General features: G+C 71.6%; 23 protein-coding genes and 1 pseudogene. 10 read left to right on the top strand and 14 right to left on the bottom strand.

What is annotated here, in order from left to right; translation table 11 throughout:
* Nucleotide 1: 1 nt before the first annotated feature.
* The 4 genes from ABJI51_RS26710 to ABJI51_RS26725 form a co-directional block, all read right to left on the bottom strand.
* On the bottom strand, nt 2–1,186 hold the full coding sequence (locus tag ABJI51_RS26710; protein ID WP_348952591.1) for a hypothetical protein: 1,185 nt from the start codon (nt 1,184–1,186) through the stop codon (nt 2–4).
* A 299-nt stretch (nt 1,187–1,485) separates the two neighbouring features.
* Nucleotides 1,486–2,154 carry a response regulator gene (locus tag ABJI51_RS26715; protein WP_348952589.1) on the bottom strand — a complete coding sequence of 223 codons (669 nt, stop codon included), beginning with the start codon at nt 2,152–2,154 and terminating at the stop codon, nt 1,486–1,488.
* Entirely contained in the window at nt 2,151–3,257 is a 1,107-nt protein-coding gene (locus ABJI51_RS26720; RefSeq protein WP_348952587.1) for a sensor histidine kinase, read from the bottom strand. The genes ABJI51_RS26715 and ABJI51_RS26720 overlap by 4 nt, the downstream gene beginning before the upstream one ends.
* Before the next feature lie 66 nt (nt 3,258–3,323).
* Nucleotides 3,324–4,157, bottom strand: coding sequence for a helix-turn-helix transcriptional regulator (locus ABJI51_RS26725; RefSeq protein ID WP_348952585.1), 834 nt, complete (start codon nt 4,155–4,157; stop codon nt 3,324–3,326).
* A gap of 102 nt (nt 4,158–4,259) precedes the next feature.
* Between ABJI51_RS26725 and ABJI51_RS26730 the strand changes: the two genes are divergently transcribed.
* The 4 genes from ABJI51_RS26730 to ABJI51_RS26745 all read left to right on the top strand — a co-directional run bounded on the left by ABJI51_RS26730 (nt 4,260) and on the right by ABJI51_RS26745 (nt 7,682).
* Nucleotides 4,260–5,684 carry an MFS transporter gene (locus ABJI51_RS26730; protein WP_348952584.1) on the top strand — a complete coding sequence of 475 codons (1,425 nt, stop codon included), beginning with the start codon at nt 4,260–4,262 and terminating at the stop codon, nt 5,682–5,684.
* A gap of 52 nt (nt 5,685–5,736) precedes the next feature.
* Entirely contained in the window at nt 5,737–6,261 is a 525-nt protein-coding gene (locus ABJI51_RS26735; protein ID WP_348952582.1) for an RNA polymerase sigma factor, read from the top strand.
* A complete protein-coding gene (locus ABJI51_RS26740) occupies nt 6,254–7,138 on the top strand; it encodes a VOC family protein (protein WP_348952581.1) in 885 nt (294 codons plus the stop codon). Before ABJI51_RS26735 ends, ABJI51_RS26740 begins: the two co-directional genes overlap by 8 nt.
* A gap of 154 nt (nt 7,139–7,292) precedes the next feature.
* The gene (locus ABJI51_RS26745) at nt 7,293–7,682 is read left to right on the top strand and encodes a hypothetical protein (RefSeq protein ID WP_348952579.1); all 390 of its coding nucleotides are present in this window, start codon (nt 7,293–7,295) and stop codon (nt 7,680–7,682) included.
* Here the strand turns inward: ABJI51_RS26745 and ABJI51_RS26750 are convergent.
* From ABJI51_RS26750 to ABJI51_RS26760, 3 genes are all read right to left on the bottom strand, one after another.
* Nucleotides 7,679–9,445, bottom strand: coding sequence for a gamma-glutamyltransferase family protein (locus tag ABJI51_RS26750; protein ID WP_348952578.1), 1,767 nt, complete (start codon nt 9,443–9,445; stop codon nt 7,679–7,681). The two genes, ABJI51_RS26745 and ABJI51_RS26750, sit on opposite strands and share 4 nt — an antisense overlap.
* 28 nt (nt 9,446–9,473) lie before the next feature.
* Nucleotides 9,474–9,890 carry a VOC family protein gene (locus ABJI51_RS26755; RefSeq protein ID WP_348952577.1) on the bottom strand — a complete coding sequence of 139 codons (417 nt, stop codon included), beginning with the start codon at nt 9,888–9,890 and terminating at the stop codon, nt 9,474–9,476.
* A gap of 99 nt (nt 9,891–9,989) precedes the next feature.
* Entirely contained in the window at nt 9,990–11,294 is a 1,305-nt protein-coding gene (locus ABJI51_RS26760; protein WP_348952576.1) for a UDP-glucose dehydrogenase family protein, read from the bottom strand.
* A 144-nt stretch (nt 11,295–11,438) separates the two neighbouring features.
* Between ABJI51_RS26760 and ABJI51_RS26765 the strand changes: the two genes are divergently transcribed.
* A complete protein-coding gene (locus tag ABJI51_RS26765) occupies nt 11,439–12,197 on the top strand; it encodes an SDR family NAD(P)-dependent oxidoreductase (protein WP_348952575.1) in 759 nt (252 codons plus the stop codon).
* A gap of 43 nt (nt 12,198–12,240) precedes the next feature.
* Here ABJI51_RS26765 and ABJI51_RS26770 read toward each other — a convergent pair whose 3' ends face one another.
* From ABJI51_RS26770 to ABJI51_RS26780, 3 genes are all read right to left on the bottom strand, one after another.
* Nucleotides 12,241–12,900: a class I SAM-dependent methyltransferase gene (locus tag ABJI51_RS26770; RefSeq protein WP_348952573.1), complete on the bottom strand. Its 660-nt coding sequence runs from the start codon at nt 12,898–12,900 to the stop codon at nt 12,241–12,243.
* Between the two features lie 133 nt (nt 12,901–13,033).
* Nucleotides 13,034–13,666: a PadR family transcriptional regulator gene (locus ABJI51_RS26775; protein ID WP_348952571.1), complete on the bottom strand. Its 633-nt coding sequence runs from the start codon at nt 13,664–13,666 to the stop codon at nt 13,034–13,036.
* 83 nt (nt 13,667–13,749) lie between these two features.
* Nucleotides 13,750–15,390 carry a TM0106 family RecB-like putative nuclease gene (locus ABJI51_RS26780; RefSeq protein WP_348952570.1) on the bottom strand — a complete coding sequence of 547 codons (1,641 nt, stop codon included), beginning with the start codon at nt 15,388–15,390 and terminating at the stop codon, nt 13,750–13,752.
* Nucleotides 15,391–15,480: 90 nt separating this feature from the next.
* Between ABJI51_RS26780 and ABJI51_RS26785 the strand changes: the two genes are divergently transcribed.
* Nucleotides 15,481–15,942 (top strand): DUF6474 family protein, encoded by a 462-nt coding sequence (locus ABJI51_RS26785; protein ID WP_348952569.1) that lies wholly within the window; start codon nt 15,481–15,483, stop codon nt 15,940–15,942.
* Nucleotides 15,943–16,497: 555 nt separating this feature from the next.
* Here the strand turns inward: ABJI51_RS26785 and ABJI51_RS26790 are convergent.
* The 4 genes from ABJI51_RS26790 to ABJI51_RS26805 are packed head-to-tail and all read right to left on the bottom strand — an operon-like array spanning nt 16,498 to nt 20,036.
* Nucleotides 16,498–17,457, bottom strand: coding sequence for a glycine betaine ABC transporter substrate-binding protein (locus tag ABJI51_RS26790; RefSeq protein WP_348952568.1), 960 nt, complete (start codon nt 17,455–17,457; stop codon nt 16,498–16,500).
* The gene (locus ABJI51_RS26795) at nt 17,454–18,233 is read right to left on the bottom strand and encodes an ABC transporter permease (protein WP_348952567.1); all 780 of its coding nucleotides are present in this window, start codon (nt 18,231–18,233) and stop codon (nt 17,454–17,456) included. The genes ABJI51_RS26790 and ABJI51_RS26795 overlap by 4 nt, the downstream gene beginning before the upstream one ends.
* Nucleotides 18,230–19,396, bottom strand: coding sequence for an ATP-binding cassette domain-containing protein (locus ABJI51_RS26800; protein WP_348952566.1), 1,167 nt, complete (start codon nt 19,394–19,396; stop codon nt 18,230–18,232). Before ABJI51_RS26800 ends, ABJI51_RS26795 begins: the two co-directional genes overlap by 4 nt.
* Complete coding sequence (locus ABJI51_RS26805) at nt 19,389–20,036, bottom strand: ABC transporter permease (protein ID WP_348952565.1); 648 nt, start codon at nt 20,034–20,036, stop codon at nt 19,389–19,391. The genes ABJI51_RS26800 and ABJI51_RS26805 overlap by 8 nt, the downstream gene beginning before the upstream one ends.
* Nucleotides 20,037–20,278: 242 nt before the next feature.
* Between ABJI51_RS26805 and ABJI51_RS26810 the strand changes: the two genes are divergently transcribed.
* From ABJI51_RS26810 to ABJI51_RS26825, 4 genes and pseudogenes are all read left to right on the top strand, one after another.
* Nucleotides 20,279–20,821 (top strand): hypothetical protein, encoded by a 543-nt coding sequence (locus ABJI51_RS26810; protein ID WP_348952564.1) that lies wholly within the window; start codon nt 20,279–20,281, stop codon nt 20,819–20,821.
* Nucleotides 20,822–20,895: 74 nt separating this feature from the next.
* Nucleotides 20,896–21,654 (top strand): annotated as a pseudogene (locus ABJI51_RS26815) (YcnI family copper-binding membrane protein); the annotation flags it as partial.
* Nucleotides 21,655–21,657: 3 nt separating this feature from the next.
* Nucleotides 21,658–22,212 (top strand): copper resistance CopC family protein, encoded by a 555-nt coding sequence (locus tag ABJI51_RS26820; RefSeq protein WP_348953986.1) that lies wholly within the window; start codon nt 21,658–21,660, stop codon nt 22,210–22,212.
* Entirely contained in the window at nt 22,209–23,237 is a 1,029-nt protein-coding gene (locus ABJI51_RS26825; RefSeq protein WP_348952562.1) for a copper resistance D family protein, read from the top strand. The genes ABJI51_RS26820 and ABJI51_RS26825 overlap by 4 nt, the downstream gene beginning before the upstream one ends.
* The last annotated feature ends 145 nt before the right edge of the window (nt 23,238–23,382 follow it).

Below are 23,382 nucleotides of genomic sequence, written 5' to 3' on the forward strand. Positions count from 1 at the left end.
CTCAGCCGGGCGGCAGGACCGCCGTCACCGACGCGCGGATCGCCTCCAGGCGCGACCGCAGCGCCCCCGAGTCGGCAGTGCCCGCCTGCGAAACCCCGATGCCGACGGCCACCGCGCCGGAGGAGTACCAGAGGATCCCGACCCAGCTGTCGGACCCGCGCTGGGTGTACATCAGGTCGTCGTCGGTCGGGCCGAGCCGGGTCGCCGCCAGCTGCGCCCCGGAGAGGTTCTGCCGCAGGCCGGTCACGAGGTGCTTGGCGTCGAAGACCGACAGGGTCGGGATGACCATCAGCAGGTTTCCGTCGCTGGCCTTCCCGGGGTCGGACGACGCGCGGAAGATGACCTCCTTGGCGTTGCTCGCCCGGATCTGCTGCGCGTCGGCTTCGGTGATCACCTTGGCTTCGAGGGCCTTTTCGACCGTCATCGTCGCGTTGGCGGGATTTGCCTTGCCGGGCAACGTGGGCAGGCGCTGCTCGAGCGTCAGCGACGGGTCGGCGACGCCGTTCGTCGCCGACGGCACGCTGGGCGACGGCGGCGGCACGGCGACGCCGGACTGGTCGTCGTCCTTGCCGCCGAACCAGAGGATGCCCCCGGCGACCAGGCCGGCCACCAGCACGACGCCGAGGGTGACGACGAGCCAGGCGGGCAGGCCGCGGCGCGACCCGTCCCCGGCGGGCGGGGAGGTCTGCCACCGGTGCCGCCCGCTGCCTTCCGGCTCGCCGAACGGCGGCGCCTCGGCCGTCCCCGGCCCGCCGCCGACGGGCGGGAACCGGCTGGGCGTGGTGTGCTGCAGGTTCGTCCCCTCGACGCGCAGGTAGCGCGTCGGGACGATGTCGGCCGGGCTCGGCGCGGTGGTCATGTGGTCGGGCAGCTCGGGAATGCTGCTCGTCCTCGGCACGTGCGGCCCGCGCATCCACGGCCGTTCCTGCGGGGTCGGCGCCTTGGCCACCGGCTGCGGCGGCACGGCGGGGGCCGGAACCGGTTCGGCGGGCCGGTCGTGGGCGGGGTTGGTGCTCTGCCAGGACCGGTTGTCCGGGCGGCGCAGCGGCGAGGGCACGGGCGACGGCACCGTCGAGCCGGAAGCGGCGGCAAGGAGTTCGTCGCGCTGCTTGCGGTGGGCCGCCGGTTCGATCCGCCCGGCCGCCAGGTCCGCGTCGAGTCGGCGCAGATCTTCCTGCCAGCTCATCTTGACCCCCATCCACCGTTCGAGGCATCAGTCTGGCACGGAGGGCCGACCAGCGAGGTTGCGGTTTGTGGTTGACCCGCAACGTAGCGGAGAAACCGGCCTTTGTGGAGGGTCGGATCTCCGGGGTTCCGCGTAACCCGAAAGGTGTGACTTCCGCCGTGTCGGTGAACCCCCTCCCACGGTCGGGCGCCTTCTGGGCAGAGCATCGGCCGGGAGAGGAGGCGCCGTGGTCTGGATCTGCCTGGTCGGTGTCCTCGCCGTCGTGTTCCTGGTGCGGGCCGTGCGTGTGGTGCGGCGGGTCAGGCGGGGCGGCGTGGGGTGACCAGCCCCGACTCGTAGGCCAGCACCACCAGCTGGGCTCGGTCGCGGGCGCCGATCTTCGTCATGATGCGGCTGACGTGGGTGCGGGCCGTCGCCGTCGAGATCACCAGGTGGGCCGCTATTTCGTCGTTGGACAGGCCGCCGGCCACCAGGCCGAGTACCTCGCGCTCGCGGTCGGTGATCTCGCGGACCGCGGCGGTGTCGATGCGCCGGTTCTCCGGGCGGCCGACGAACTCCTGGATCAGCCGCCGGGTCACCGTGGGCGCCAGCAGGGCCTCGCCGCTCGCGACGACCCGCAGCGCGCGCAGCAGCTCCACCGGCTCGGTGTCCTTCAGCAGGAAGCCGCTCGCGCCCGCGCGCAGGGCTTCGTAGACGTACTCGTCGACGTCGAACGTCGTCAGTACCAGCACCTTCGTGCCCGCCAGCTCGGGGTTCGCGGTGATCCGGCGGGTGGCTTCGAGGCCGTCGACGCCCGGCATCCGGACGTCCATCACGACGATGTCGGGCCGGTGCTCGATCGCCAGCGCGACGGCCTGCTCGCCGTCGCCCGCCTCGCCGACGACCTCGAAGCCGTCCTCGGTCTCCAGCAGCACGCGGAATCCGGCGCGGACCAGGACCTGGTCGTCGGCCAGCAGGACGCGGATCATGCTTCCCCCTCGATCGGTAGCTCGACGCAGACTTCGAACCCGCCGTCGACCGGACCGGCGGTGCACCGCCCGCCGAGTGCCGTGGCGCGTTCGGCCATGCCGCGCAGGCCGTGGCCCGGTGACGGCCGGGTGGTGCCGCGGCCGTTGTCGCGCACCCGGAGCGTGAAGGCCCCCGGCCGCCGGTCGAACCGGACGTCGACGTGGTCGGCGCGGTCGGCGTGCCGGACGACGTTGGTCAGCGACTCCTGCAGGATCCGGTAGGCGGCGGCGTCCACCGGGGCGGGCAGGTCGCCGGCTTCCCCGCCGACGTCGACCGTGAGCCCGGCGTCGCGGGCGTGCGCGAGCAGTTCCCCCGCCTGGGTGAGGCTCGGCGCGGGTGCCTTGTCCTCGCCGGAGCGCAGCACGGCCAGCGTCGCACGCAGGTCCTTGAGCGCGGACGCGCTGGCCGCCTTGATGTTCAGCAGCGCTTCCTTCGCCTGCTCGGGCCGCCGGTCGGCGACGTGCGCGGCCACGCCCGCCTGGACGTTGATCATGGCGAGGCTGTGCGCGACGACGTCGTGGACCTCGCGGGCGATGCGCAGCCGTTCCTGCTCGGCGAGCCGGTGGCGGTGCTCGTCGGCCTGCTCGCGGCGGGCGGCGAGCGCGTCGAGCTGGTACCGGACGGCGGTGCCGATCCCGACCACCGCGACCAGCCAGACGACCAGGAAACCGGCGCCGAACTCCAGCGCGAACGACCCCGACGTCACGACGCGGACGAGGTAGAGGACGGCGAGCGCGGTGGCGCCGGTGATCCCGGCGGAGAGCGGGCCGCGTTGCCGGGTCAGCACGAACAACGCGATGGTCGGGACCACGATGACCGGCCCGCCGGGCAGCCCGGAGGCGTAGTAGCCGAACGCGGACGCCGTCGTGACCAGGAAGAGCGTCAGCGGGAAGCGGTGGACGGCCAGCAGGGTCAGCGCGGTCGCGGCCAGCCACGCGACCCCGGCGGGGGTGAGCGGCGCCGCCCCGGGCTGCCAGCGCGACGAGGCACTCGTCGCCCCGAGCACGAAGCCCAGCACGACCACGGTGCGCACCACGCGCCACGCCCACGGCGGCCATCTCATGCCGCGAAACTACCGGCCGGACGGCCACGCCGCGTCCGTCCCGGAGCGGCAGCCGGGCCTACGTCCTCAGTCGAACATGAGCGGCAGCTTGGCCGCGGTCTCCTCGTCGGCCGGGGTGTAGGTCGACATGGTGATCTCCGAGCGGCGGCCGTAGTAGAGGTAGGTGAAGTTGAACTGCAGCAGCCCGACGTCCGGGTGCAGGTACCGCTTGGTGCGGATCGGCTCGGAGTTGACGTCGTGGTGCGGCCACAGCTCGGCGAACAGCGGCGACTCCGCCTTGAGGCGCTTGACCAGCTGTTTCCACGCCGGCTCCGCGACGTGGTCGGCCATCGCCGCGCGGAAGGAGGCGATCACGCGCGGGATGTTCGTCTCCCAGTCGAGCATCCGCTTGCGCCATTCGGGGTTGAGCAGGCACTGGACCAGGGTGTTGCGGTCCTCGAACGGGATGGCGCCGACGTCGCCCATCAGCCAGGTGTAGCCGCGGTTGTAGCCGAGCAGGTCGCAGCGGGCGTTGCGGATCGCGACCGGGTACGGCTCCAGCTTCTTCAGCATCAGCTCCATGGCGGGCGTGATGACCTGGCAGTCCTTCTCCCGTTCCGGCTCGGGCGCGCCGGCCAGGCGGAAGAGGTGGGTGTGCTCGTGCGGGTCGAGCCGCAGCGTGCGGGCGATGGCCTGCAGCACCTGCTCGGACGCGTTGATGTCGCGGCCCTGTTCGAGCCACGTGTACCAGGTGACCCCGACGCCCGCGAGCTGCGCGACCTCTTCGCGGCGCAGCCCCGGCGTCCGGCGGCGGCCGGCGACCGGGAGGCCGACCTGCTCGGGCGTGATGCGCTCGCGACGGCTGCGGAGGAACCTCGCCAGCTCCTGGCGGCGGAGCTCGGATTCGACAGCGGTGGTCATGGTGCCAGGATGACACGCATCGGAAACTGGTACCAGGTAGTGGTTGATACCTGGATAAGCAGCAACTGGTACCAGTTTCGGAACGGGTCGATCGTAGTACCCATGACCACGACCGAACTCGCGCCGATCACCACCGGCGCCCCCGCCCGGCCGGGACTGACCCCCGCCGGCCTGGTCACGGTGCTGCTGGGGGCAGCACTGCCGATCATCGACTTCTTCATCGTCAACGTCGCATTGCCGACGATCGACGCCGACCTCCACGCGTCCACGGCCACCCTGGAACTGGTGGTGGCGGCCTACGGCATCGCGTACGCCGTCCTGCTGGTGGTCGGCGGCCGTCTCGGCGACTCGTTCGGCAGGCGGCGGCTGTTCTTCGCCGGCCTCTGGCTGTTCACGCTGACGTCCCTGGCCTGCGGTCTCGCCCCGACGGCGGGCACGCTGGTGGTGGCCCGCGCCGCGCAGGGGGCGGCGTCGGCCCTGCTGCTGCCGCAGGTGCTCTCGATCATCCAGGCGACGACGTCGGGCGAGCGGCGCTCGCGGGCGCTGGGCCTGTACGGCGCGACGGGCGGCATCTCGACCGTCGTCGGCCAGCTGCTCGGCGGCGGGCTGGTGGCGGCCGACCTGTTCGGCAGCGGCTGGCGGCCGATCTTCCTGGTGAACGTCCCCATCGGCCTCGTGGTGCTGGTGATGGCCCGCAAGCTGCCGGAAAGCCGCGCGCACAACCCGCTGGGCGTCGACCGCCTGGGCACGGTGCTGCTGGCGGTGACGCTGCTGTCGTTCCTGGTGCCGCTGATGGAGGGCCGCGCGCTGGGCTGGCCGGCGTGGACGATCGCGCTGCTGGTGGTGTCGCCGTTCGCGGCCGCCGCGTTCGTGCACGTCGAACGCCGGCTGGAGCGGCTGGGCGGCACTCCGCTGCTGCCGCCGTCGGTGATGCGGCTGCCGAGCGTGCGCCGCGGGCTGACGGTGGCGATCCCGTTCTTCGGCGCGTTCGGCTCGTTCATGTTCGTGTTCGCGATGACGCTGCAGGGCGACCTGCACTTCGGCCCGCTGGGTGCGGGTGGCGCGCTGACGCCGCTGGCGGTCGCCTACTTCACGGTGTCGATGCTGAGCAGCCGCCTGGTGACCCGCTACGGCCAGAAGGTCGTCCCGGTGGGCGGCGCGATCACGGCAGTGGGCATGGTGGCGCTGCTGTGCACGACCCTGGCGGCGTGGCCGCACGTGACGATCCTCGACCTGGCCCCGGCGATGGTGGCGATCGGCGTCGGGAACGCGCTGGCGATGACGACGCTGTTCCGGATCGTGCTGTCGCACGTGCCGACGGACCTCGCCGGTGTCGGTTCCGGGGTCATGACGACGAACCAGCAGACGTCGCTGGCGCTGGGCGTGGCGACGCTCGGGAGCCTGTACGCGGCGCTTTCCGGCTCGCTGGGCGGCCGCGACGCGTTCGCGCTGGTGATCGGCCTGGTGGCGGTGCTGGCGGCGATCGTGGCGGTGACCGGGCGGCGGCTACCGGACCCGCGGGCGTAGAAATCCCGGATTCACCCGTCGGAAAACCCGCGCGCCGGACGACGATGAGGGTGTGACGGAACCTCGGGTACGACCGGACCCGGCCTTCGCGCTGCTCGGGCTGTACGAAACGGCCCTGCCGGAGGTCTACGGGTACCTGCTGTCCCGCTGCGGCGACCGCACGCTGGCCGAGGAGCTGACGTCCGAGACGTTCCTCGGCGCGGTCGCCGCCTGTCGCAAGGAGTACGCCCCGCCGGTGAGCACGGGCTGGCTGATCGGCGTCGCCCGCCACAAGCTCGCCGACCACTGGCGACGCCAGGAGCGCGAGGAGCGGGGGTTGCGGCTGGTCCACGACAGCGAGCCGGACGTCGAGGACCCGTGGGACGAGCAGCTCGACGCGCTGCGCGCGAGACAGGTGCTCGACGGCCTCGGGCCGCACCACCGGGCCGCGCTGACCCTGCGGTACGTCGACGGGCTCGGCGTGCCGGAGGTGGCGGCCCACCTGGGGCGGAGCGTGCACGCCACGGAGGCGTTGCTGGTGCGGGCCCGTGCCGCGTTCCGCCGTGCCTACGAGGAGAAGGAGGGTCGCGATGCCTGAGCCGTTCGACGCGCTCCGCCGTCCCTCCGAGCGGGTCGCCCCCGACCCGGACTTCGCCGCCGAACTGCGCGACGACCTGCGTCGCCTGATCCTGAACGGAGCCGACATGACGACCACTTCCCCGGCACCGGCGACGTCGCAGCTGCGGTCGCTGACGCCGTACCTGGCGGTGTCCGACGCCCGCGCGGCACTCGACTTCTACGTGGAGGTGTTCGGCGCGGTCCGGCGCGGCGAGCCGATCCTGATGGACGACGGCCGCGTCGGGCACGCGGAGCTGGCGATCGGCGACGCGGTGCTGATGCTCGCCGAGGAGTACCCGGAGATCGGCCACACGGCACCGCACTCGGGTGGCGCGTCGGTGCGGGTGGAGGTGCCGGACCCGGACAGTGCGGTGGAGCGGGCACTGGAGCGGGGCGCGACGCTGATCCGGCCGGTGACCGACTCGCCGTACGGGCGGGGAGGGTCGTTCCGCGACCCGTTCGGCCAGCGCTGGCTGGTCGCCCAGGCACCGTCCCCGGCGGCGGGCCCCCGCCCGGCCCGGCACGGCGAAGCCATGTACTTCACGTTCCAGGTGCCGGACGCCACGGCGGCGAAGTCGTTCTACGGCGCGGTGCTGGGCTGGCAGTTCACGCCAGGGTCGGTCCCGGACGCGTGGGGATTTTCGGGACCGGGCCTCGAAGGCGGCCTGTGGGGCGGCGACCGGCAGACCGGCTGGAAGCTGATGTACGCGGTCGACGATCTGGAGGCGGCTTTGGTGCGGGTCCAGGAGAACGGCGGGCAGGCCGGGGAAGTCGAGCGGCATCCGTATGGGATCACCGCGGACTGCGTGGACAACCAGGGCATCGAGTTCTGGCTGTGGGAGAAGCCGCGGAGCTGAGCCGCGCCTGTCCGGCAGCTGAGTCGGCAGCCCGGCCGCCGGACCCGGCGAGCCCGCGCCTCCACGACATGAACGACTCTTTCCTGTCGTCAGACGAGGTGAACGACTCGTTCATCACGTCCGGTCACCCCGCCGGACGGCGCACACTGGAGGCATGGCCGGGCAATGGGTGCCGCGTGACCACGACGAGCTGACCGCCGGGCGGCGGTTGTGGCTCGAACTCGGCTCGTCGGTGTGGCCGCGGCCGGACTGGGACGGCAGTCCCGGTGAGGCCGTGCGGGGGCTGCAGGACCTGCTGGCCGCCTGCGACGAAGTCCTCGACGGCTACCTGGCCGCCGGCGGGTCGGACGAAGCCGGGCTGGCAGCGCTGGTCCGCTCCCTGCATCCGGCCGCCGGGTGGATCCGGGAGCTGTGGCAGGACGACACCACGCCGCTCGATGCCGAGCGGATGGCTTTGCTGCACAACGATCTCGCCGGGTTCGCCGACCACGTCCACGGCGTGCGTTCCTTGCTCGCCGAGGGCGGGGGCTGGGCTTCGCCCTAACGGCCCACCGCGTAGCCCTGCATGCCGCGTGCGTTGGCCGCCGCGTGCAGCAGGGCGCCGTCGCGGGAGACTGCCGACAGGCGGCCCAGTGCCCAGGCGCCCGCGTCGACCACCTCGTGGCCGCGGGCGCGGAGGGCGTCCACTGTGGACGCACCAAGCCGGGACTCCACCACCAGCTCGCGCGGGTTCCACGAGCGTGGGTAGAACGAACTCGGGAACGCCGTCGTGTGCCAGGTGGGCGAATCGATCGCTTCCTGCAGGTTCAACCCGCCGTACACGTGGGCCAGCCAGAAGCACAGCTGCCACTGGTCCTGCTGGTCGCCGCCCGGGGTGCCGAAGGCCAGTGCCGGGACTCCGTCGCGCAGGGCCAGGGACGGGGACAGCGTGATCCTCGGGCGCTTGCGCGGGGCCAGGGAGTTCGGCAGGCCCTGTTCCAGCCAGAACATCTGGCCGCGGGAGTCCAGGCAGAAGCCCAGCGAAGGGATGGCCGGGCTGGACTGCAGCCAGCCACCCGACGGCGTCAGCGACACCAGGTTGCCCGCCGCGTCGACGACGTCCAGGTGGACCGTGTCGCCGCGGGTCTGGCCCTGGGGGCCGACCGTCGGCTCGCCCGTCGCGCCGCCTTCGGCTTCGATGCCCTGCAGTGAGTTCAGGATCTTCGGCAGCCGGGCCGGGCCCCTGGCGTCCCCGGGCCGCAGGTCGGGTGACGCCGTGTCGGTGATCAACGCGCGCCGCGCGTCGGTGTACGACGGCGAAAGCAGTACGTCCAGGGGGACGTCGGTGTCGCCGTACCACGCCTCGCGGTCCGCGAACGCCAGCTTCGCCGCCTCGACCGCCAGGTGCACCGTGCGTTCCGACGGCACTCCGTCCACATAGGACAGCTCGTCGCGGAAGCCGTGCAGCAGCAACGCCTGCTGCAGCAACGCCGGACCCTGCGTCCAGCCGCCGAGCTTGACCAGGCGCCAGTCACCGACGTCGGCGAACGCCGGTGCTTCGTACGACGCCGACCACGACGCCAGGTCGTCGCCGGTCAGCAGGCCCGCGTGGTCGCGGCCCGAGTCGTCGCGGAACGCCCGGCGGCTGAACGCCTCGATCTCCTCGGCGACGAACCCCTGCGACCAGGCCCGGCGGCCCGCGTCGATCTGCGCTTCGCGGCCAGGGACGGACTCCGCCTCGCGCAGCAGCCGCTCCCAGGTATCGGCCAGCGCGGGGTTCCGGTGCAGGCCCGAGGCCGGCTTGCCGTCCGGCATCCAGAGTGCCGCCGACGTCGGCCAGTGCTCGGTGAACAGGCGCGAGACCGCGCTGATCGTGTCGGTGACGCGCGACACCAGCGGGACGCCGTTGCGGGCGTACCCGATCGCGTACTTCAGCACCTCGCGAAGCGGCTTCGTGCCGTAGTCGCGCAGGAGCAGCAACCAGGCGTCCCAGGCGCCCGGGACGGTCGCCGGGAGCAGGCCGCTGCCCGGGATCAGGTCCAGCCCGAGCGACGCGAAGTGCCCGGGCGTGGCCCCCGCGGGCGACGGGCCCTGTCCGGCCAGCGCCCGCGGGGTCGGGTCGTCCGCCGTCACGAAGAGGCCGGGCACCTGGCCCGCCGGGCCGCACAGGTGCGGCTCGGCGACCTGCAGGACGAATCCGGCCGCGACCGCCGCGTCGAACGCGTTGCCGCCGTCCTCCAGCACCGCCATCCCGGTGGCCGAAGCCAGCCAGTGCGTCGATGCCACCATCCCGAAGGTGCCTGCCAGCTCCGGCCGTGTCGTGAACATGCCCCGATAGTACGCAACGCTAAGGAAGTCACCAGCGGGCCGGACGCCGCCGTTCCGGCTCGTACGGCTGCGTGATGATCTCCATCCCGTTCCCTCCGGGATCGAGGAAATACACGCCACGGCCGCCGTGGTTGTGGTTGATTTCGCCGACCTGCTTGCCCATCGGATCGGCGTGGTAGGTCACGCCGGTTTCCACCAGCCGCGCGAAGACGGCGTCGAAGTCGTCCTCCGGGATCAGGAAGCAGTAGTGCTGCAGGCGAAGGTCCTTTTCAGGGACGGTCGCGAAGTCCAGGCGGACGCCATTGCGGGTCTCGACCGGGATGAACGGGCCCCATTCCTCCCCGGCTTCGAGGCCGAGCAGGTTCGCCAGGAATTCGGCGGATTCCCGGTTGTTCCGGGACGGGACGATCAGATGGTTCAGTTCAACGGAAACGGAAACCGACACGAGTGAAATGCCTCCGGGGCACTCCCGCCACCTCCATGTCTCACCCAGCCGGTGACCGACACGCGATGCCGTGCCGCCAGCCTAGCCAAGATCCACCGCTCAGGAAACCGTGATCCGCGCCGCCGCCCGCGGCCGCCCGACGCCCTGCCACGACAGCCCGGCGGCCACGATCACCCGCGGGTCGAGCAGGTTGCGCGTGTCGACGACGTCGATGCCGTCCATCAGCTCGGCCATCGCCGCCCAGTCCAGGTGCTTGAACTCGGCCCACTCGGTCAGCACGACCACGGCGTCGGCGTCCTTGGCGACCTGGTAGGCGTCGTCGACGACGGTCATCCCGGGGATCGCGCCGTCGACGGCCGGGTCGTAGGCGGTCAGGTCGGCGCCCAGCGCGCACAGCACCGAGCAGACGGCGAGCGCGGGCGAGTCGCGCAGGTCGTTGGTGCCCGCCTTGAACGCCAGGCCCAGCACGCCGATCCGGGCGCCGGCCAGTGTGCCGCCGACCGCGCCGGCGATCTTCGCGACGATCCGGTCGCGCTGGGCGATGTTCTCGTCGATGGCCGAGGTCAGCATCCGGAAGTCGTAGTTCACCGACTCGGCGACCTTGACCAGCGCGCTGGTGTCCTTCGGCAGGCAGGAACCACCCCAGCCGGGGCCGGGACTGAGGAACGTCCGGCCGATCCGGCGGTCGTGGCCCATGCCCTCGGCGACGAGGTCGATGTCGGCACCGAGCCGTTCGCACAGCTCGGCGATCGAGTTGACGTAGGACAGCTTCAGCGCGAGATAGCAGTTCGCGGCGTACTTGACCAGTTCCGCGCTCGCCGCGTCGGCGACGACGACCGGCGCGTCCAGCTCGGCGTACAGCTCGCCGACCCAGCGCGCGGCGGCGAGGTCGTCGGAGCCGACGACGATCCGGTCCGGGCCGAGGAAGTCCGCGACCGCGGTGCCTTCGCGGAGGAACTCGGGATTCGACACCACCGGCACGTCGGTCCGGCCGACCAGCTCCCGGATCCGCTGCGAAGTGCCGACCGGCACGGTCGACTTGGTGACCAGCACGCAGCCGGCGGGCAGGACGTCGCCGATCTCGGCGGTCACCGCCTCGACCGCACGCAGGTCCGCGGAGCCGCCCGCCCCCATCGGCGTCGGCACGCAGAGGAACACCGCCTGCGCGTGGCGGACGGCGTCGCGCGCGCCGACGACGAACTGCAGACGCCCGGCCGCGAGCCCGCGGTGCACGAGGTCGGCAAGGCCGGGTTCGAGGATGTCGACGCGGCCCGCGGCCAGGCGGGAGACCTTGGCGCGGTCGACGTCCACGCAGGTGACGTAATGACCCAGACTGGCCAGGCAGGCCCCCGTGGTCAAGCCGACGTATCCGGTTCCTACCACCACGATCCGAGCTGGTGTCATGCCGCTGAAGGTGACAGCCGGAGTTGACCACCGCGCTAACGGAACCAGTCGCCCCTGGAAGCGGTGAGCGAAGACACGAACCACCGATGCGAACGAGCGTTAACCTGGGTCGGGCGAATCGGAGCAGCGAAGGGAATCGCACAGATGCAGATCAACGGCACCGCGGCGCTCGTCACCGGCGGCGCGTCCGGCCTCGGCGGGGCGACGGCGAAGGCCCTCGCGGCCCAGGGCGCGCGGGTGTTCGCGCTGGACCTGGCGTCGTCCATCGAGAAGGCCGAGCAGGTCGACGGCGTCACCTACGTCGAGGCCGACGTCACCGACGTCGAGCAGGTCGAGGCGGCCGTCGCGCAGGCCGCCGGGTCCGGCGTGCCGCTGCGGACCGTGGTGAACTGCGCCGGCATCGGGCCGTCCGCGCGCATCCTGTCCAAGAAGGGCCGCCACGACCTCGCGCTGTACGCGAAGGTCGTCCAGATCAACCTGGTCGGCACCTTCAATGTGCTCACCATCGCCGCCGAGGCGATCGCGAAGACCGAGCCGCTCGACCACGACGCCCGCGGCGTCATCATCAACACCGCGTCCATCGCGGCCTTCGACGGCCAGATCGGGCAGGTCGCCTACTCGTCATCCAAGGGCGGTGTCGTCGGCATGACCCTGCCCGCGGCGCGCGACCTGGCCTCGCACGGCATCCGCGTGCTGACCATCGCGCCCGGCATCGTCGACACGCCGATGCTCGCCACGGTCAGCGACGAGTTCCGCGCGTCGCTCGCCGCCGGCGTCCCGTTCCCGAAGCGCCTCGCGCGCCCGGACGAGTACGCCCAGCTGGCGCTGTCGCTCATCGAGCACGACTACCTGAACGGCGAGGTCGTCCGCATGGACGGCGCGCTGCGGATGGCCCCGCGCTGACCCCGAGGGCGGCACTTTCCCGGGAAAGTGCCGCCCTGGCCGGTCAGCGGGTGAGCCGGACTTCGAGGCCGATGCCGTCGGTGGTGACCGAGCAGCCGCCGAACGCGCTTTCCGCGGCCAGCGCCTCGAACTGCGCCGGGGTGAACGCCCGGCGCCGCAGCCACCCCAGCGTCTGCCGGACGGTGAAGCTGCTCACCGCGCCGAGGTTCATCGCGGCGACGTCCCGCTCGATGTCCGCGCCGGTGGCCTCGTGGTTGAGGTCGTGGATCACCGCGCACCCGCCCGGCCGCAGGACGCGGTGCATCTCGTTCAGCGCCACCACGGGCTGCCGGAAGTTCTTGAACGCGGCCTGGCAGACCACGAAGTCGAACGACTCGTCCGCGAAGGGCGTGTGCGTGACGTCCCCCTGCCGGAAGTCGGCGTCCACTCCCGCCTTGCGGGCCTCTTCGCGGGCGATCTCCACCATCGTGTGGCTGATGTCGAGCCCGGTGACGCGGAAGCCGCGCTTGGCCAGCTCCACGGCGAAGAAGCCGGGACCGGGCGCCACCTCCAGGATCTCGGCGCCGACGGCCAGCCCGGCGGTCACCTCGGCCGCCTGCCGCCGGTACTGCGCGAGCTGAGCCTCGGTGCCGCGGTTCTTCGCGTACCAGCGGGCCTGGAAACCCTCCATCTCGGGCACTTTGTGCTTGCGGGTCGTTTCCATGGATCTCTCCTCTTCGGTCGGTCCGAACCGAAGAGCGCACCCGGTTATTCTTGCGGTGCCACCTCGTGACCGGGCGTGCTCGGTTCGGGGTCGAGGACCCCGGGCGGTGTGCCAGCACCTCCCGGGGTCCGTGCTATTTCTCCTCCACGAACTCCCCCAGGTCAGCGGGCAGTTCGCCGGTCTCGTGGTAGTGCCGCCAGGCCTCGATGCCGGGCATGGCGCCGCTGGTCAGCTCCCCGAGGAAGGAGCGCACCCAGCGTTCCTCGGCCTCGGCCATCGCAATCGCGTACTCGACCTCCACCAGGAACATCCGCGGCATCAGCGACCGCAACTGGCCGAGCGTGGCCCGCTGCTTCCCGAGGTGGTCGACGAGGGCGTCGAGCCGCTGCCGCAGCAGGCTGATCGCCTGGTCCGGGCCGAGGACGCCGATCAGCGACAGCCCGGACTGGAACCGCGGCGGCTCGGCTTCGACCGTGCCGACCAGCTCGCGGACCCAGTCCTCGACCTCCTCGCGGCCCGCCGGGGTGATCCGGTAGACCGTCCGCTCGGGCCGCCCGCCGTCCTTGACGCTCTCGACGGCCTCGATGAAGCCGTGTTTCTGCAGGTTGCCGACGACGGTGTAGAGCGAGCCCCACTTGATCGGCATGTCGGCGTCCTTGCCGCGGTGCTTGAGCACGGCCGCCATCTCGTACGGGTGCATGGGCCGTTCCAGCACCGCCGACAGCACGGCCAGGCCGAGCATGTTGCCGACCTTCCGCCGCTTCATCCCGACTCCTCGTCTACGAGTACCCGCAGACGAGTATTACGCAGGACGCGTCAGGAGGCAAGTGTCTTAGTCGACGAAACTTCTCAGAGGTCGAACATGAACGGGACCTCGTCCTGGGCCCGCGCGCTGATCCACTCGCGCAGCGCCCGCGTGGCGAGGACGTCGTCCTCGTTGTAGCGCAGGAGCCGCTCGCGCTGGTCGTCGTCCGGCTTCTCGCCGTCCATGCCCACGGCGTCGCGGTACCAGCGCATCGACGCCTCGCCGCCCGCCTCGGGATCGCGCCACGAGAACCCGGCGACCGGGGCGATCACCTTCAGGCCCTTGCCGTGGGAGCACAGGAACTGGTCGGTGACGCTGCGGAAGAGGTCGACCCACTCGTCGGAGTCCACAAAGGACTGGATCTCCTTCTTCGTCGGCACACCCGGGTAGTCGCCGAAGCGTTCCACCGAGCCGAAGAGCCAGCGGTTCTCGGCGAGCGCGTTGTAGCAGTAGGCGCGGAAGGTCAGCCCGGCCGCTTCGGTGCGCTCGCGGACGTCGGTGAGCCACGCCCAGAACTCGGCGAACGACCGGGCCTCGTCGTCGGTCGGCAGCGGGTCCCAGGTCGCGAAGGCGCGGTAGCCCCGCGGGATCCCGATGTCGGCGCCGCTCAGCAGGCAGCCCCAGAGGTACGCGCCGGCGTCGCCGAAGCTCTCCATGTCGACGTCGACCTCGACGTCGGCGCGCGGCACCTCGACGCGGTCGACGCGGCGCACCAGGGTCAGGTCGGCCAGCCACGCGCGGGCGAGCACGACGGCGTCCGGGAAGGTGACACCCGTCCAGTTCACCGGCGGCGGCTCGCCCGCCGGGTCGAGCGCCGCCAGCTTGTCCACAGTGGACACGCCGGCCCGGCGCAGCTCCACCGCGTCCTCGCCGCGGACGACGAGGCTGACGTCCCGCGTCTCGGTGAGCACGACCTCGCACGTCGGCCACCACGGGCAGCGGCGGCACTCCAGCACCCGCGACGGCTCGGCCAGCGCCGGCTCGCCGTTCGCGGCCGCCGTGGCGATGGCGAGCCGGTCGGCGAACCGGACCTGGTACTCGGTGAGCGCGGTGCGCCCGCCCGGCCAGGTGCCCGCGGCGAGGTCGTGCCAGACGACGACGTCGGCGTCGAGGCCGATCACGCCGCCGAGGGTGAGGCTTTCGTCGGCCTGCCCGAGCGTCTGCAGCATGCGCCGGATGTGCACGAGCCGCAGCTGGTCGCGCGGCTGCGAGCGCACCTTGCGGCCCTCGTCGGGCTGGCGGTGCGCCGGGTCGAGGTCGGTCAGCTCGGTGACGATGGCGCCGGCCCCGCGGTCGGTGATGCGGTGCCGCACGACGAGCACCGGCACGTACCCGCGGCCGGTGCGGACGAGCAGGTCGATGCCGCCGCGCCGGTGCCCGGCGGTGTCGACCGGCAGCAGCGCACCCCAGATGTAGTCCGCGCCGTCGGCGAACGCCTGCTGGGTCTGCTCGACGCGCTCGTGCGCGGGCAGGTCGCGGCCGACCTTGACCCAGTGGCCGCCGTTGGCCGCCATCAGCCGTCCGGCGATGTCCTCGCGGTGCGCGGTGGCGTCGGCGATCCGCTGCTGCGCGGTGGGGTCCGGCGGCGAGAGCGGGACCTCGCGCATGGCCGGATCGTGTTCGAGGTGCACGCGACGGCGGCAGCGGCTGACCGCTCCCGCGTCGAGGACCACCTCGGTGTTCATGGAGATCACTCTAGATTCCCACCGCCGAGCCGACATGCCCGCCACCCAGGCGACCAGTAAGTTCGACCCCGACACGTCGCAGGAGGTGCCATGGCGCGCAAGGCCAAGGTCGAGGGTGAAGCCAGGTTCACCCCTAAGAGGGCGAAGAACGCGGTCGCGGTGGCGAAGGTGCTCGGCCCGGCCGTGATCCCGGTGGTGGCACCGCTCGCGGTGCGCGCGGCGGGCGCGGCCCGGGAGGCATACGACCGCTACCAGGCACGCAGGCTGGGCGTGTCGGTCGACAAGCTGCACGAGTACACCGGCCGCGGCGCAGCCCTGCACGCCCGCATCGCCGGGCTGGCCGACGGCTGCCGCGACCTGCAGAAGTCGGAGAAGGCGTCGAAGGCGGACACGGAGTTCGCGCGGGACGCACTGGGGACGCTGGAGCAGCTGGCGGCGACGGTCCGGGCGGCCGAGCGGATGCCGGCGGCGCGCCGGAAGTCGGCGCACCGGGCGGTGGCGGGCGAGCTGGAACGGCTGGAGGGCCAGCTGCTGCACCGGCTGGGCATCTGAACCCGGCCGGTCCCGCGAGGCTGGTGCCGCTGCGGTGCCGCGAATGACTCATTCGGGACGTGTGAGGTCCCCAATGACTCATTCGCGACGCTCGCAATGGGCCGAAGACGTGCGGCCGCGGTTTTCGTGGGTCCTGCGGGGAAGCCCGGCGGTCACGGGATGTTGTGAATGACTCATTCATGTCGTCTGACGACATGAATGAGTCATTCACGTCGCCGGGAGACCAAGGACGCGGCGGAGTTCCGGCTTGTGCCCATCGGGCAGTGCGTTTCCGGGTTGGCTGCGGGCTGCCGAGGCGTCGCGACGAGGCTCGATGTCCCAGGGCGGCATTGGTGGCGTTGAACGCACCGAAGGCCACATTGGGCGCGGCCTCTGCCAGCCGCCACACTCTCGCGCGGGCAGCCCCCGCCCTGTCCCGGGGGGCGTCCCCTGGTCCAGTCTATCGGCGGGCAGGGGCAAAAAGGGGTGCCGCGGAAATCTGTGGACAACTTCGAGCCTGTGGATGGCCGAGTTGACAACCGGCCGGGCAGCGGCCTTGCTGCCCGGCCGTTCCGGCTACTTGATGAAGCCCTTCTCGAGCATCCAGTCGTAGGCCACCTTGCCTGCGTCCTTGCCGTCGACGTCGACCTGTTTGCACAGCTCGATCATCTGGTCGTTGTCGATGGCCGCGGCGACCGTCTCCAGGGGGGCGCGTAGCTCCGGGTGGGCCTTGATGAACTCCGTGCGCAGCGTGGGGACCGCGTTGTACTGGGGGAACGCTTTCTTGTCGTCCTCCAGGACTCGCAGGTTCAGTCCCGAAATGCGGCCGTCGGTCGTGAAGACCTCGCCGATCGGGCAGGTTCCGCTCGCGACCGCCGAATAGATCGTGCCGATGCCGAAGTTCTTCACCGTCGGGTTCTGGAAGCCGTACGCCTTGACCGCTGCCGGGAAGCCGTCCTGGCGGCTGGTGAACTCCGTCTCCAGGCAGAACACCGCCTGGTCCGGCTTCTGCTTCAGGAACGCCGCCAGGTCGGACGTCGTCTTCAGGTTGTTCGCGGCGCCGTACGCCTCGGTCACCGCGAACGCGTACTGGTCGTTCAGCGGCGAGTAGTTCAGCCACGTGACGCCGAACTTCTCCTCGTCCGCCTTGGCCGTCGCCTCGTACTGGGCCTTTTCGCCGCCCGGGACCGGGAGTTCGTTGCCCTGGTAGTTGATCCAGCCCGTGCCCGTGTACTCCCACGTCACGTCCGTCTGGCCGGACAGCAGTGCCTGCCGCGACGAGTTCGAGCCCTTGATGTCGGACAGGTCGACGACGTCCGCGCCCGCCGCCGTCAGGGCCATCTCGGCCATGTACGCCAGGATGATGTTCTCGGTGAAGTCCTTGGACCCCACCGTCACCTTCACCCCCTGCAGGGACGGGATCGGCTGGATCGAGCCCGGGCGGATGTCGTAGGGCACCGCCTGGTTGACCGTCAGGCCGCACGAGGACAGCGTTGCCGCCAGCAGCGCCACGCCGAGCAGTCGCCGGAGTTTCATCGCAGTCCCTTCGGTCCGAAGTACTGTTCGGCGACCGCGCCCGCCCAGTCCACCAGCAGTGCCAGCGCGACCGCCAGCACCGAGCCGGTGACCAGGACCGACGTCAGGTTCAGCTTGTAGCCGGTGTCGATGAGCAGCCCGAACCCGCCCGCGTTGACGAACATGCCGAACGTCGCCGTGCCCACCGCCAGCACCAGCGACGTGCGCAGGCCGGCCAGGATCAGCGGGACCGCCAGCGGCAGCTCGACGCGCCACAGCACCGCGCCCGCCGACATGCCGATGCCGCGGCCCGCGTCGATCAGGGCCGGGTCGACCTGCTGGATGCCGACCATCGTGTTCCGCAGCACCGGCAGCAGCGAGTAGAACGCCAGCGGCAGCGCCGCCACCCAGAGGCCGCCGGTCGCGCCGGTGACGATGAACCACAGCACCAGCACGCCGAGCGCGGGCGCGGCCTGGCCGATGTTGGCCACCGCCAGGAAGACCGGCGCGAGGAAACGGGCCCACGGGCGGGTCACCAGCACGCCGAGCGGCACCGCGACCAGCACCACGATCGCGGTCACCACCAGCGTGATCAGCAGGTGGTCCCACAACGCCGTGAGCAGCGTCGACGCGTTGAGCGTCTCCCGCTCGGTCGCGTTGAGGCCGCTGTTGAACACCCAGATCAGCGTCACCGCGACGATCAGCAGCACCGCCGCGGGCTGGGCCAGCAGCCGGACGCGTTCCGCGCGCTTGGAGCCGGATTCGGTGCTGAACCCGGTGTCGACGGCAGCCGTCATGCGGGCACCTCTTCGCCGTTGGTGTGCTCGTCGCGCAGCTGCTGGATGGTCGCGATCACGGTGTCCAGCTGGATGGTGCCCGCGTACTCGCCACGCGGGCCGGTGACCGGCACCGAACCACCCTCGGCGAGCATCGCCTCGAGCGCGTCCTGCAGCGTCGACTGCAGGCTGACGATGTCGCGCAGCGGCTTGCCGAGGTTGGCCAGCGAAGTCGCCGAAGTCAGCTCGCGGACGTGCACCCAGCGCGTCGGACGGCGGCGGGCGTCGAGCACGAGCGCGAAGTGCTTGCGTGACGCCTGCAGCTTCTCCCGTACCGACGCCGGTGTCTCGTCGACGGTCACGGTCAGCGCGTCCTGCTGCAGCTCGACGTCCCGGACACGCAGCAGGGTCAGCTGCTTCAGCGACGCGCCCGCGCCGACGAAGCCCGCGACCGTGTCGTCCGCCGGGTTCGCCAGGATCGCTTCGGGGGTGTCGTACTGCAGGATCTTCGACTGGTTGCCGAGCACGGCGATCTTGTCGCCGAGCTTCACCGCCTCGTCGAAGTCGTGCGTGACGAACACGATCGTCTTCTTCAGGTCCGTCTGCAGGCGCAGCAGCTCGTCCTGGAGGTTGCCGCGGGTGATCGGGTCGACCGCGCCGAACGGCTCGTCCATCAGCAGCACCGGCGGGTCGGCGGCCAGTGCCCGCGCGACGCCTACGCGCTGCTGCTGCCCGCCGGAGAGCTGACGCGGGTAGCGGTCGCGGAAGTCGGCCGGGTCGAGCCCGACCAGCTCCATCATCTCCTCGACCCGGTCGGCGACCTTCTTCTTGTCCCAGCCGAGCAGGCCGGGCACCACCGCGATGTTCTGCGCGACGGTGAAGTGCGGGAACAGCCCGGCCTGCTGGATGGCGTAGCCGATCCGGCGGCGCAGGGTGTCGACCTCGAGCTTCAGCGCGTCCTCGCCGCCGATGGTGATCCGGCCGGACGTCGGCTGGACCAGCCGGTTGATCATCCGCATCGTCGTGGTCTTGCCGCAGCCGGACGGGCCGACGAAGACGACGATCTTGCCGGCGGGCACGACCATCGAGAAGTCGTCGACGGCGGGCACGCGGGTGCCGGGGTACCGCTTGGTCACGTGCTCCAGCTCGATCTCGACGCCGGAGACTTCCTCGTTCTCAGCCACGGACACCCCTAGATACGGTGAAGCGCTTGATCAGGACGTAGACGCCGTCGAGGAGCAGGGCGAGGATGACCACGCCGGCCGTGCCCGTGACGGCTTGGTTGAGGGAGTTCGTGCTCCCCGCGTTCGTGAGCCCGGAGAAGACCTCGGCGCCGAAGCCGGGGCCCTTCGCGTAGGCGGAGATCACCGCGATGCCCATCAGCATCTGCGTCGCGACCCGCATCCCGGCGAGGATCGCCGGCCAGGCCAGCCGCAGCTCGACGCGGGTGAGCACGCCGAAGCGGCTCATCCCGATGCCGCGGGCCGCGTCGGTCACCGCCGGGTCGACGCCGTCGAGCCCGACGATCGTGTTGCGGACGATCGGCAGCAGGCCGTAGAGCACCAGCGCGATGACGGCCGTCGTCGGGCCGAGCCCCGAGATCGGGATCAGCAGGCCCAGCAGGGCGAACGACGGGACCGTGAGGATCGTGCTGGCCAGCGCGGTCGCCACGGCCGAGCCGACCGGGCTGCGGTAGACCGCGATCCCGATCAGCACCCCGAGGATCGCCGCGAGGACCGTGCACTGCACCACCATGCTGGTGTGCAGGTAGGCCTCCAGCCACAGCTTGCTCGCCCGGTCCGAGATGTACTCGAAGAGGTTCATCCGTGTCCGTCTCCCGCCCTTCGTGCCGACCTTCACCCGAACGGGCTAGTCCCTGACCGACGGCTCAGTACCCACGACCCCGCCGTCCCAAACCCCCGTCTCCGGCCCACCGTGGCCCAGGCCACAGCGTTCGGCAACCACAGCGCGGTGAACCCCGGCCCGACCTGGGACGTGAACTCGGCGTGTGCTCACTTCACGAGATCACACGCTCACAGCCACGCAGGTCCCTTAGGCTGCTGCTCATGAGCGTTCCGGGACGGCGACCCGCCGTCCTCGGCGCTGCCCGTGGAGTGTCGCTCGCCGTGAGCGCGGCGACGCTGTCCGTCACCGCGCACCGGCTCGCCGACGGCGGCCTGCCCGACCCGGCGATGACCCTGCTGCTCACCGGCCTGTTCGGCTGGACGGCGACCGCGCTCGCCCGCCGGGCCCGCGGGGCACTCGCCACGATCGCCCTGCTCGGCCTCGCCCAGCTGGTGATGCACCTGCTGCTCACCACCCTCGCCGGCCACCACGACATGTATGCGGTGCCGGACCGCACCGGCCTCGGCATGATCACCGCGCACACGGTCGCGACCGTGCTGACCGCGCTGCTGCTCGCCCGCGCGGACGCGATGCTGCTCGCGGTGCTGGCCGTGCTGCGCGCGATCCTGCCGCGGCTGCTCACCCCGCTGCCGGTGCCGGTGGCCCCCGCACTCGTCCCGGTCCGCGTCGACGCGCCGGGTCACCTCGTCGGCGTCGACCTGCGCCGGATCCGCGGGCGGCGTGGCCCGCCTGTCTGCTCCTGAACCCAGCTCGTCCCCGCACCGGCGGTCCCCCCGATATCCGCCGGCCCCTTCTTGAGTTCATCAGGAGTGAACCCATGTCCCAGCACGTCTTCAAGCGCGCCGGTTTCCTGGCCGCCACCGTCGGTGTCGCCGGCCTCCTCGGCGCCGGCGTCGCCTCCGCGCACGTCACCGCGAACGTCTACGGCCCGCAGCCCACGAAGGGCGGCTACGCCGCGATCGTGTTCCGCGTGCCCAGCGAGGAGAAGGACCCCGTCACCACCACGAAGGTCACCGTCGACTTCAAGGCCGACTACGGCATCGGCTCGGTGCGGACCAAGCCGGTTCCCGGCTGGACCGCCCAGGTGACGAAGTCGAAGCTGCCCGCCCCGATCACCAAGGACAACGGCACGCAGATCACCGAAGCCGTCACCGCGGTGACCTGGACCGCGCAGCCGGGCAGCGAGCTCCACGCGACCGACTACCAGGAGTTCGCGGTGAGCTTCGGCCCGCTGCCGACCACTGTGGACCAGGTGGAGTTCCCCGCCCACCAGACCTACAGCGACGGCAAGGTCGTCGACTGGAACCAGCCCACCCCGGCGAACGGCGAGGAGCCGGAACACCCGGCGCCGGTCGTGAAGCTGGCCGCGAAGGCCGCGGACGGCGACGCGCACGGCACCATGGCGGGGACGGCGTCGACCACCGGTGAGCACACCGAAGCCGCCGCGACGACGTCCGACGGCACGGCCCGCTGGCTCGGCGGGGCAGGCCTGCTCGTCGGCGCCATCGGGCTCGGCGTCGGGGCAGGCGCGACCATCCGCGCCCGCAAGGCCACGGCGAAGTCGGGAGGCAACAGCCAAATGCGCGGTGTGCTCGTCGCGCTGGCACTCACCGGGGTGGCCGTGCTCGGCACGGCCACCCCGGCGCTGGCGCACAACGTGCTGATCTCCTCGGACCCGGCGAACGGCTCGTCCGTCGCCACCGGCCCGGCGAAGATCAGCCTGACCTTCGACCAGTACGTGCAGGGCGCGGACGTCAACCAGATCGCGGTGACCGGACCCGGTGGCGGCCAGTGGGCCGAGGGACCGATCAGCGTCGTGAACAACGTCATCAGCGCGCCGCTGCGGCCGCTCGGCCCGGCCGGGAAGTACACAATCGGGTACCGGGTGCTGTCCGCGGACGGCCATCCCGTCACCGGTGAGCTGTCCTTCACCCTGACCACGGCGGGCACCGGCACGCCTGCCGCCGTCGACGCGGCCCGCTCGCCGGGCGGCTCGGCGCAGGCGGCACCGCAGCCGTCGTCCTCGACCGGCGTGCCGATCTGGGTCTGGATCGCCGGCGCCGTCGTGCTGCTGGCCATCGGGCTGACCGTCGCCCTGCGCTCGGGCGGCAAGATCGAAGAGAAGAACGGATGACCCAGGCCGAGACCACCGTCCACCCCCGCTACGCGACGCTGCTGTGCGTCGTGACGGCGGGCCTGCTCGGCGCCCTGATCGGCGTCGCGCTCATGACCACCGCCCCGGTCCCCGGCGTGGTGGAACCCAGCGCGGTGGTCTCGGCGGGCATCCCGGTCGTGCGGGTCCTGCTCGACCTCGCCGCGGTCACGACCATCGGGCTCGCGCTGCTGTCGGTGCTCGTCGGCTACGACCGGCCGAAGCTCACCGAGCCGGTGATGCGGCTGGCCCGCCCGGCCGCCGTCGCCGCCGCGCTCGTGTGGGCCACCGCCGCGGTCGTCGCGCTGATCCTGCAGACCGCGGAGTACAAGCCGGGATCGTCGACGCTCGCGCCGTCGGACATCGGCCGGTACATCGCCGACGTCGGGGCGGGCAAGGCACTCGTCATCGTGGCCGTGCTCGCCCTCGGGCACGCCGGGCTCGGCGCGCTGGCACTGCGCTTCGGCGAGAAGGTGCCCGCCGAGGTCCGCGTCGGGCTCGGCCTGTTCGCGCTGCTGCCGCTGCCGGTCACCGGGCACGCGTCGAACTGGAACTACCACGACTACACGATGATCTCGATGGAGCTGCACGTCATGAGCGCCGTCGCCTGGACCGGCGGCCTCGGCGCGATGGCCGTGCTCCTGGTGGCGAACCGGACGCTGCTGGCGCACGCGCTGCCCCGGTTCTCCAAGCTCGCCACGCTCTGCCTGGTCATGTCGGCCGCGACCGGGCTGTTCAACGGCCTGATCGAGATCTCGCTCAATCCCACCCTCGGCTTCTGGGCGGGGATCTTCACGACGCCGTACGGGCAGCTGTTCGTCCTGAAGACGGTGTGCACCGGGCTCATCGCGCTGCTCGGCGCCCACGTGCGCTGGCGGCTGATGCCGCGGATCGTCCGGCACCAGCGGACGGCGCTCGCCGCGTGGGCGACGCTCGAGCTGACGGTGATGGGACTGGCTTTCGGGTTCGCCGTCGTGCTGACGCGGGCGCCGGTCGTCGCGTCCTGAACCTCATCCTCGCAGGTCGGACACGGTGGGTAGCTGCAAATTGCGCATTGGGATGACCCGTGATCCATTGGGGGCGATACGTCCGACCGAACTTTCTACCCAGAGCGGGTGCCCTTTCGGAAGCGACGAACGGTCATTTGCAGTC

Source organism: Amycolatopsis melonis, from assembly GCF_040064235.1.
Taxonomy (GTDB): Bacteria; Actinomycetota; Actinomycetes; order Mycobacteriales; family Pseudonocardiaceae; genus Amycolatopsis; species Amycolatopsis melonis.

Bases quoted from the DNA above. Each gene is read 5' to 3' on its own strand.
- ABJI51_RS26710 (WP_348952591.1), bottom strand. From the start codon at position 1,186: ATGAGCTGGCAGGAAGATCTGCGCCGACTCGACGCGGACCTGGCGGCC.
- ABJI51_RS26715 (WP_348952589.1), bottom strand. From the start codon at position 2,154: ATGATCCGCGTCCTGCTGGCCGACGACCAGGTCCTGGTCCGCGCCGGA.
- ABJI51_RS26720 (WP_348952587.1), bottom strand. From the start codon at position 3,257: ATGAGATGGCCGCCGTGGGCGTGGCGCGTGGTGCGCACCGTGGTCGTG.
- ABJI51_RS26725 (WP_348952585.1), bottom strand. From the start codon at position 4,157: ATGACCACCGCTGTCGAATCCGAGCTCCGCCGCCAGGAGCTGGCGAGG.
- ABJI51_RS26730 (WP_348952584.1), top strand. From the start codon at position 4,260: ATGACCACGACCGAACTCGCGCCGATCACCACCGGCGCCCCCGCCCGG.
- ABJI51_RS26740 (WP_348952581.1), top strand. From the start codon at position 6,254: ATGCCTGAGCCGTTCGACGCGCTCCGCCGTCCCTCCGAGCGGGTCGCC.
- ABJI51_RS26745 (WP_348952579.1), top strand. From the start codon at position 7,293: ATGGCCGGGCAATGGGTGCCGCGTGACCACGACGAGCTGACCGCCGGG.
- ABJI51_RS26750 (WP_348952578.1), bottom strand. From the start codon at position 9,445: ATGTTCACGACACGGCCGGAGCTGGCAGGCACCTTCGGGATGGTGGCA.
- ABJI51_RS26760 (WP_348952576.1), bottom strand. From the start codon at position 11,294: ATGACACCAGCTCGGATCGTGGTGGTAGGAACCGGATACGTCGGCTTG.
- ABJI51_RS26765 (WP_348952575.1), top strand. From the start codon at position 11,439: ATGCAGATCAACGGCACCGCGGCGCTCGTCACCGGCGGCGCGTCCGGC.
- ABJI51_RS26770 (WP_348952573.1), bottom strand. From the start codon at position 12,900: ATGGAAACGACCCGCAAGCACAAAGTGCCCGAGATGGAGGGTTTCCAG.
- ABJI51_RS26775 (WP_348952571.1), bottom strand. From the start codon at position 13,666: ATGAAGCGGCGGAAGGTCGGCAACATGCTCGGCCTGGCCGTGCTGTCG.
- ABJI51_RS26780 (WP_348952570.1), bottom strand. From the start codon at position 15,390: ATGAACACCGAGGTGGTCCTCGACGCGGGAGCGGTCAGCCGCTGCCGC.
- ABJI51_RS26785 (WP_348952569.1), top strand. From the start codon at position 15,481: ATGGCGCGCAAGGCCAAGGTCGAGGGTGAAGCCAGGTTCACCCCTAAG.
- ABJI51_RS26790 (WP_348952568.1), bottom strand. From the start codon at position 17,457: ATGAAACTCCGGCGACTGCTCGGCGTGGCGCTGCTGGCGGCAACGCTG.
- ABJI51_RS26795 (WP_348952567.1), bottom strand. From the start codon at position 18,233: ATGACGGCTGCCGTCGACACCGGGTTCAGCACCGAATCCGGCTCCAAG.
- ABJI51_RS26805 (WP_348952565.1), bottom strand. From the start codon at position 20,036: ATGAACCTCTTCGAGTACATCTCGGACCGGGCGAGCAAGCTGTGGCTG.
- ABJI51_RS26810 (WP_348952564.1), top strand. From the start codon at position 20,279: ATGAGCGTTCCGGGACGGCGACCCGCCGTCCTCGGCGCTGCCCGTGGA.
- ABJI51_RS26820 (WP_348953986.1), top strand. From the start codon at position 21,658: ATGCGCGGTGTGCTCGTCGCGCTGGCACTCACCGGGGTGGCCGTGCTC.
- ABJI51_RS26825 (WP_348952562.1), top strand. From the start codon at position 22,209: ATGACCCAGGCCGAGACCACCGTCCACCCCCGCTACGCGACGCTGCTG.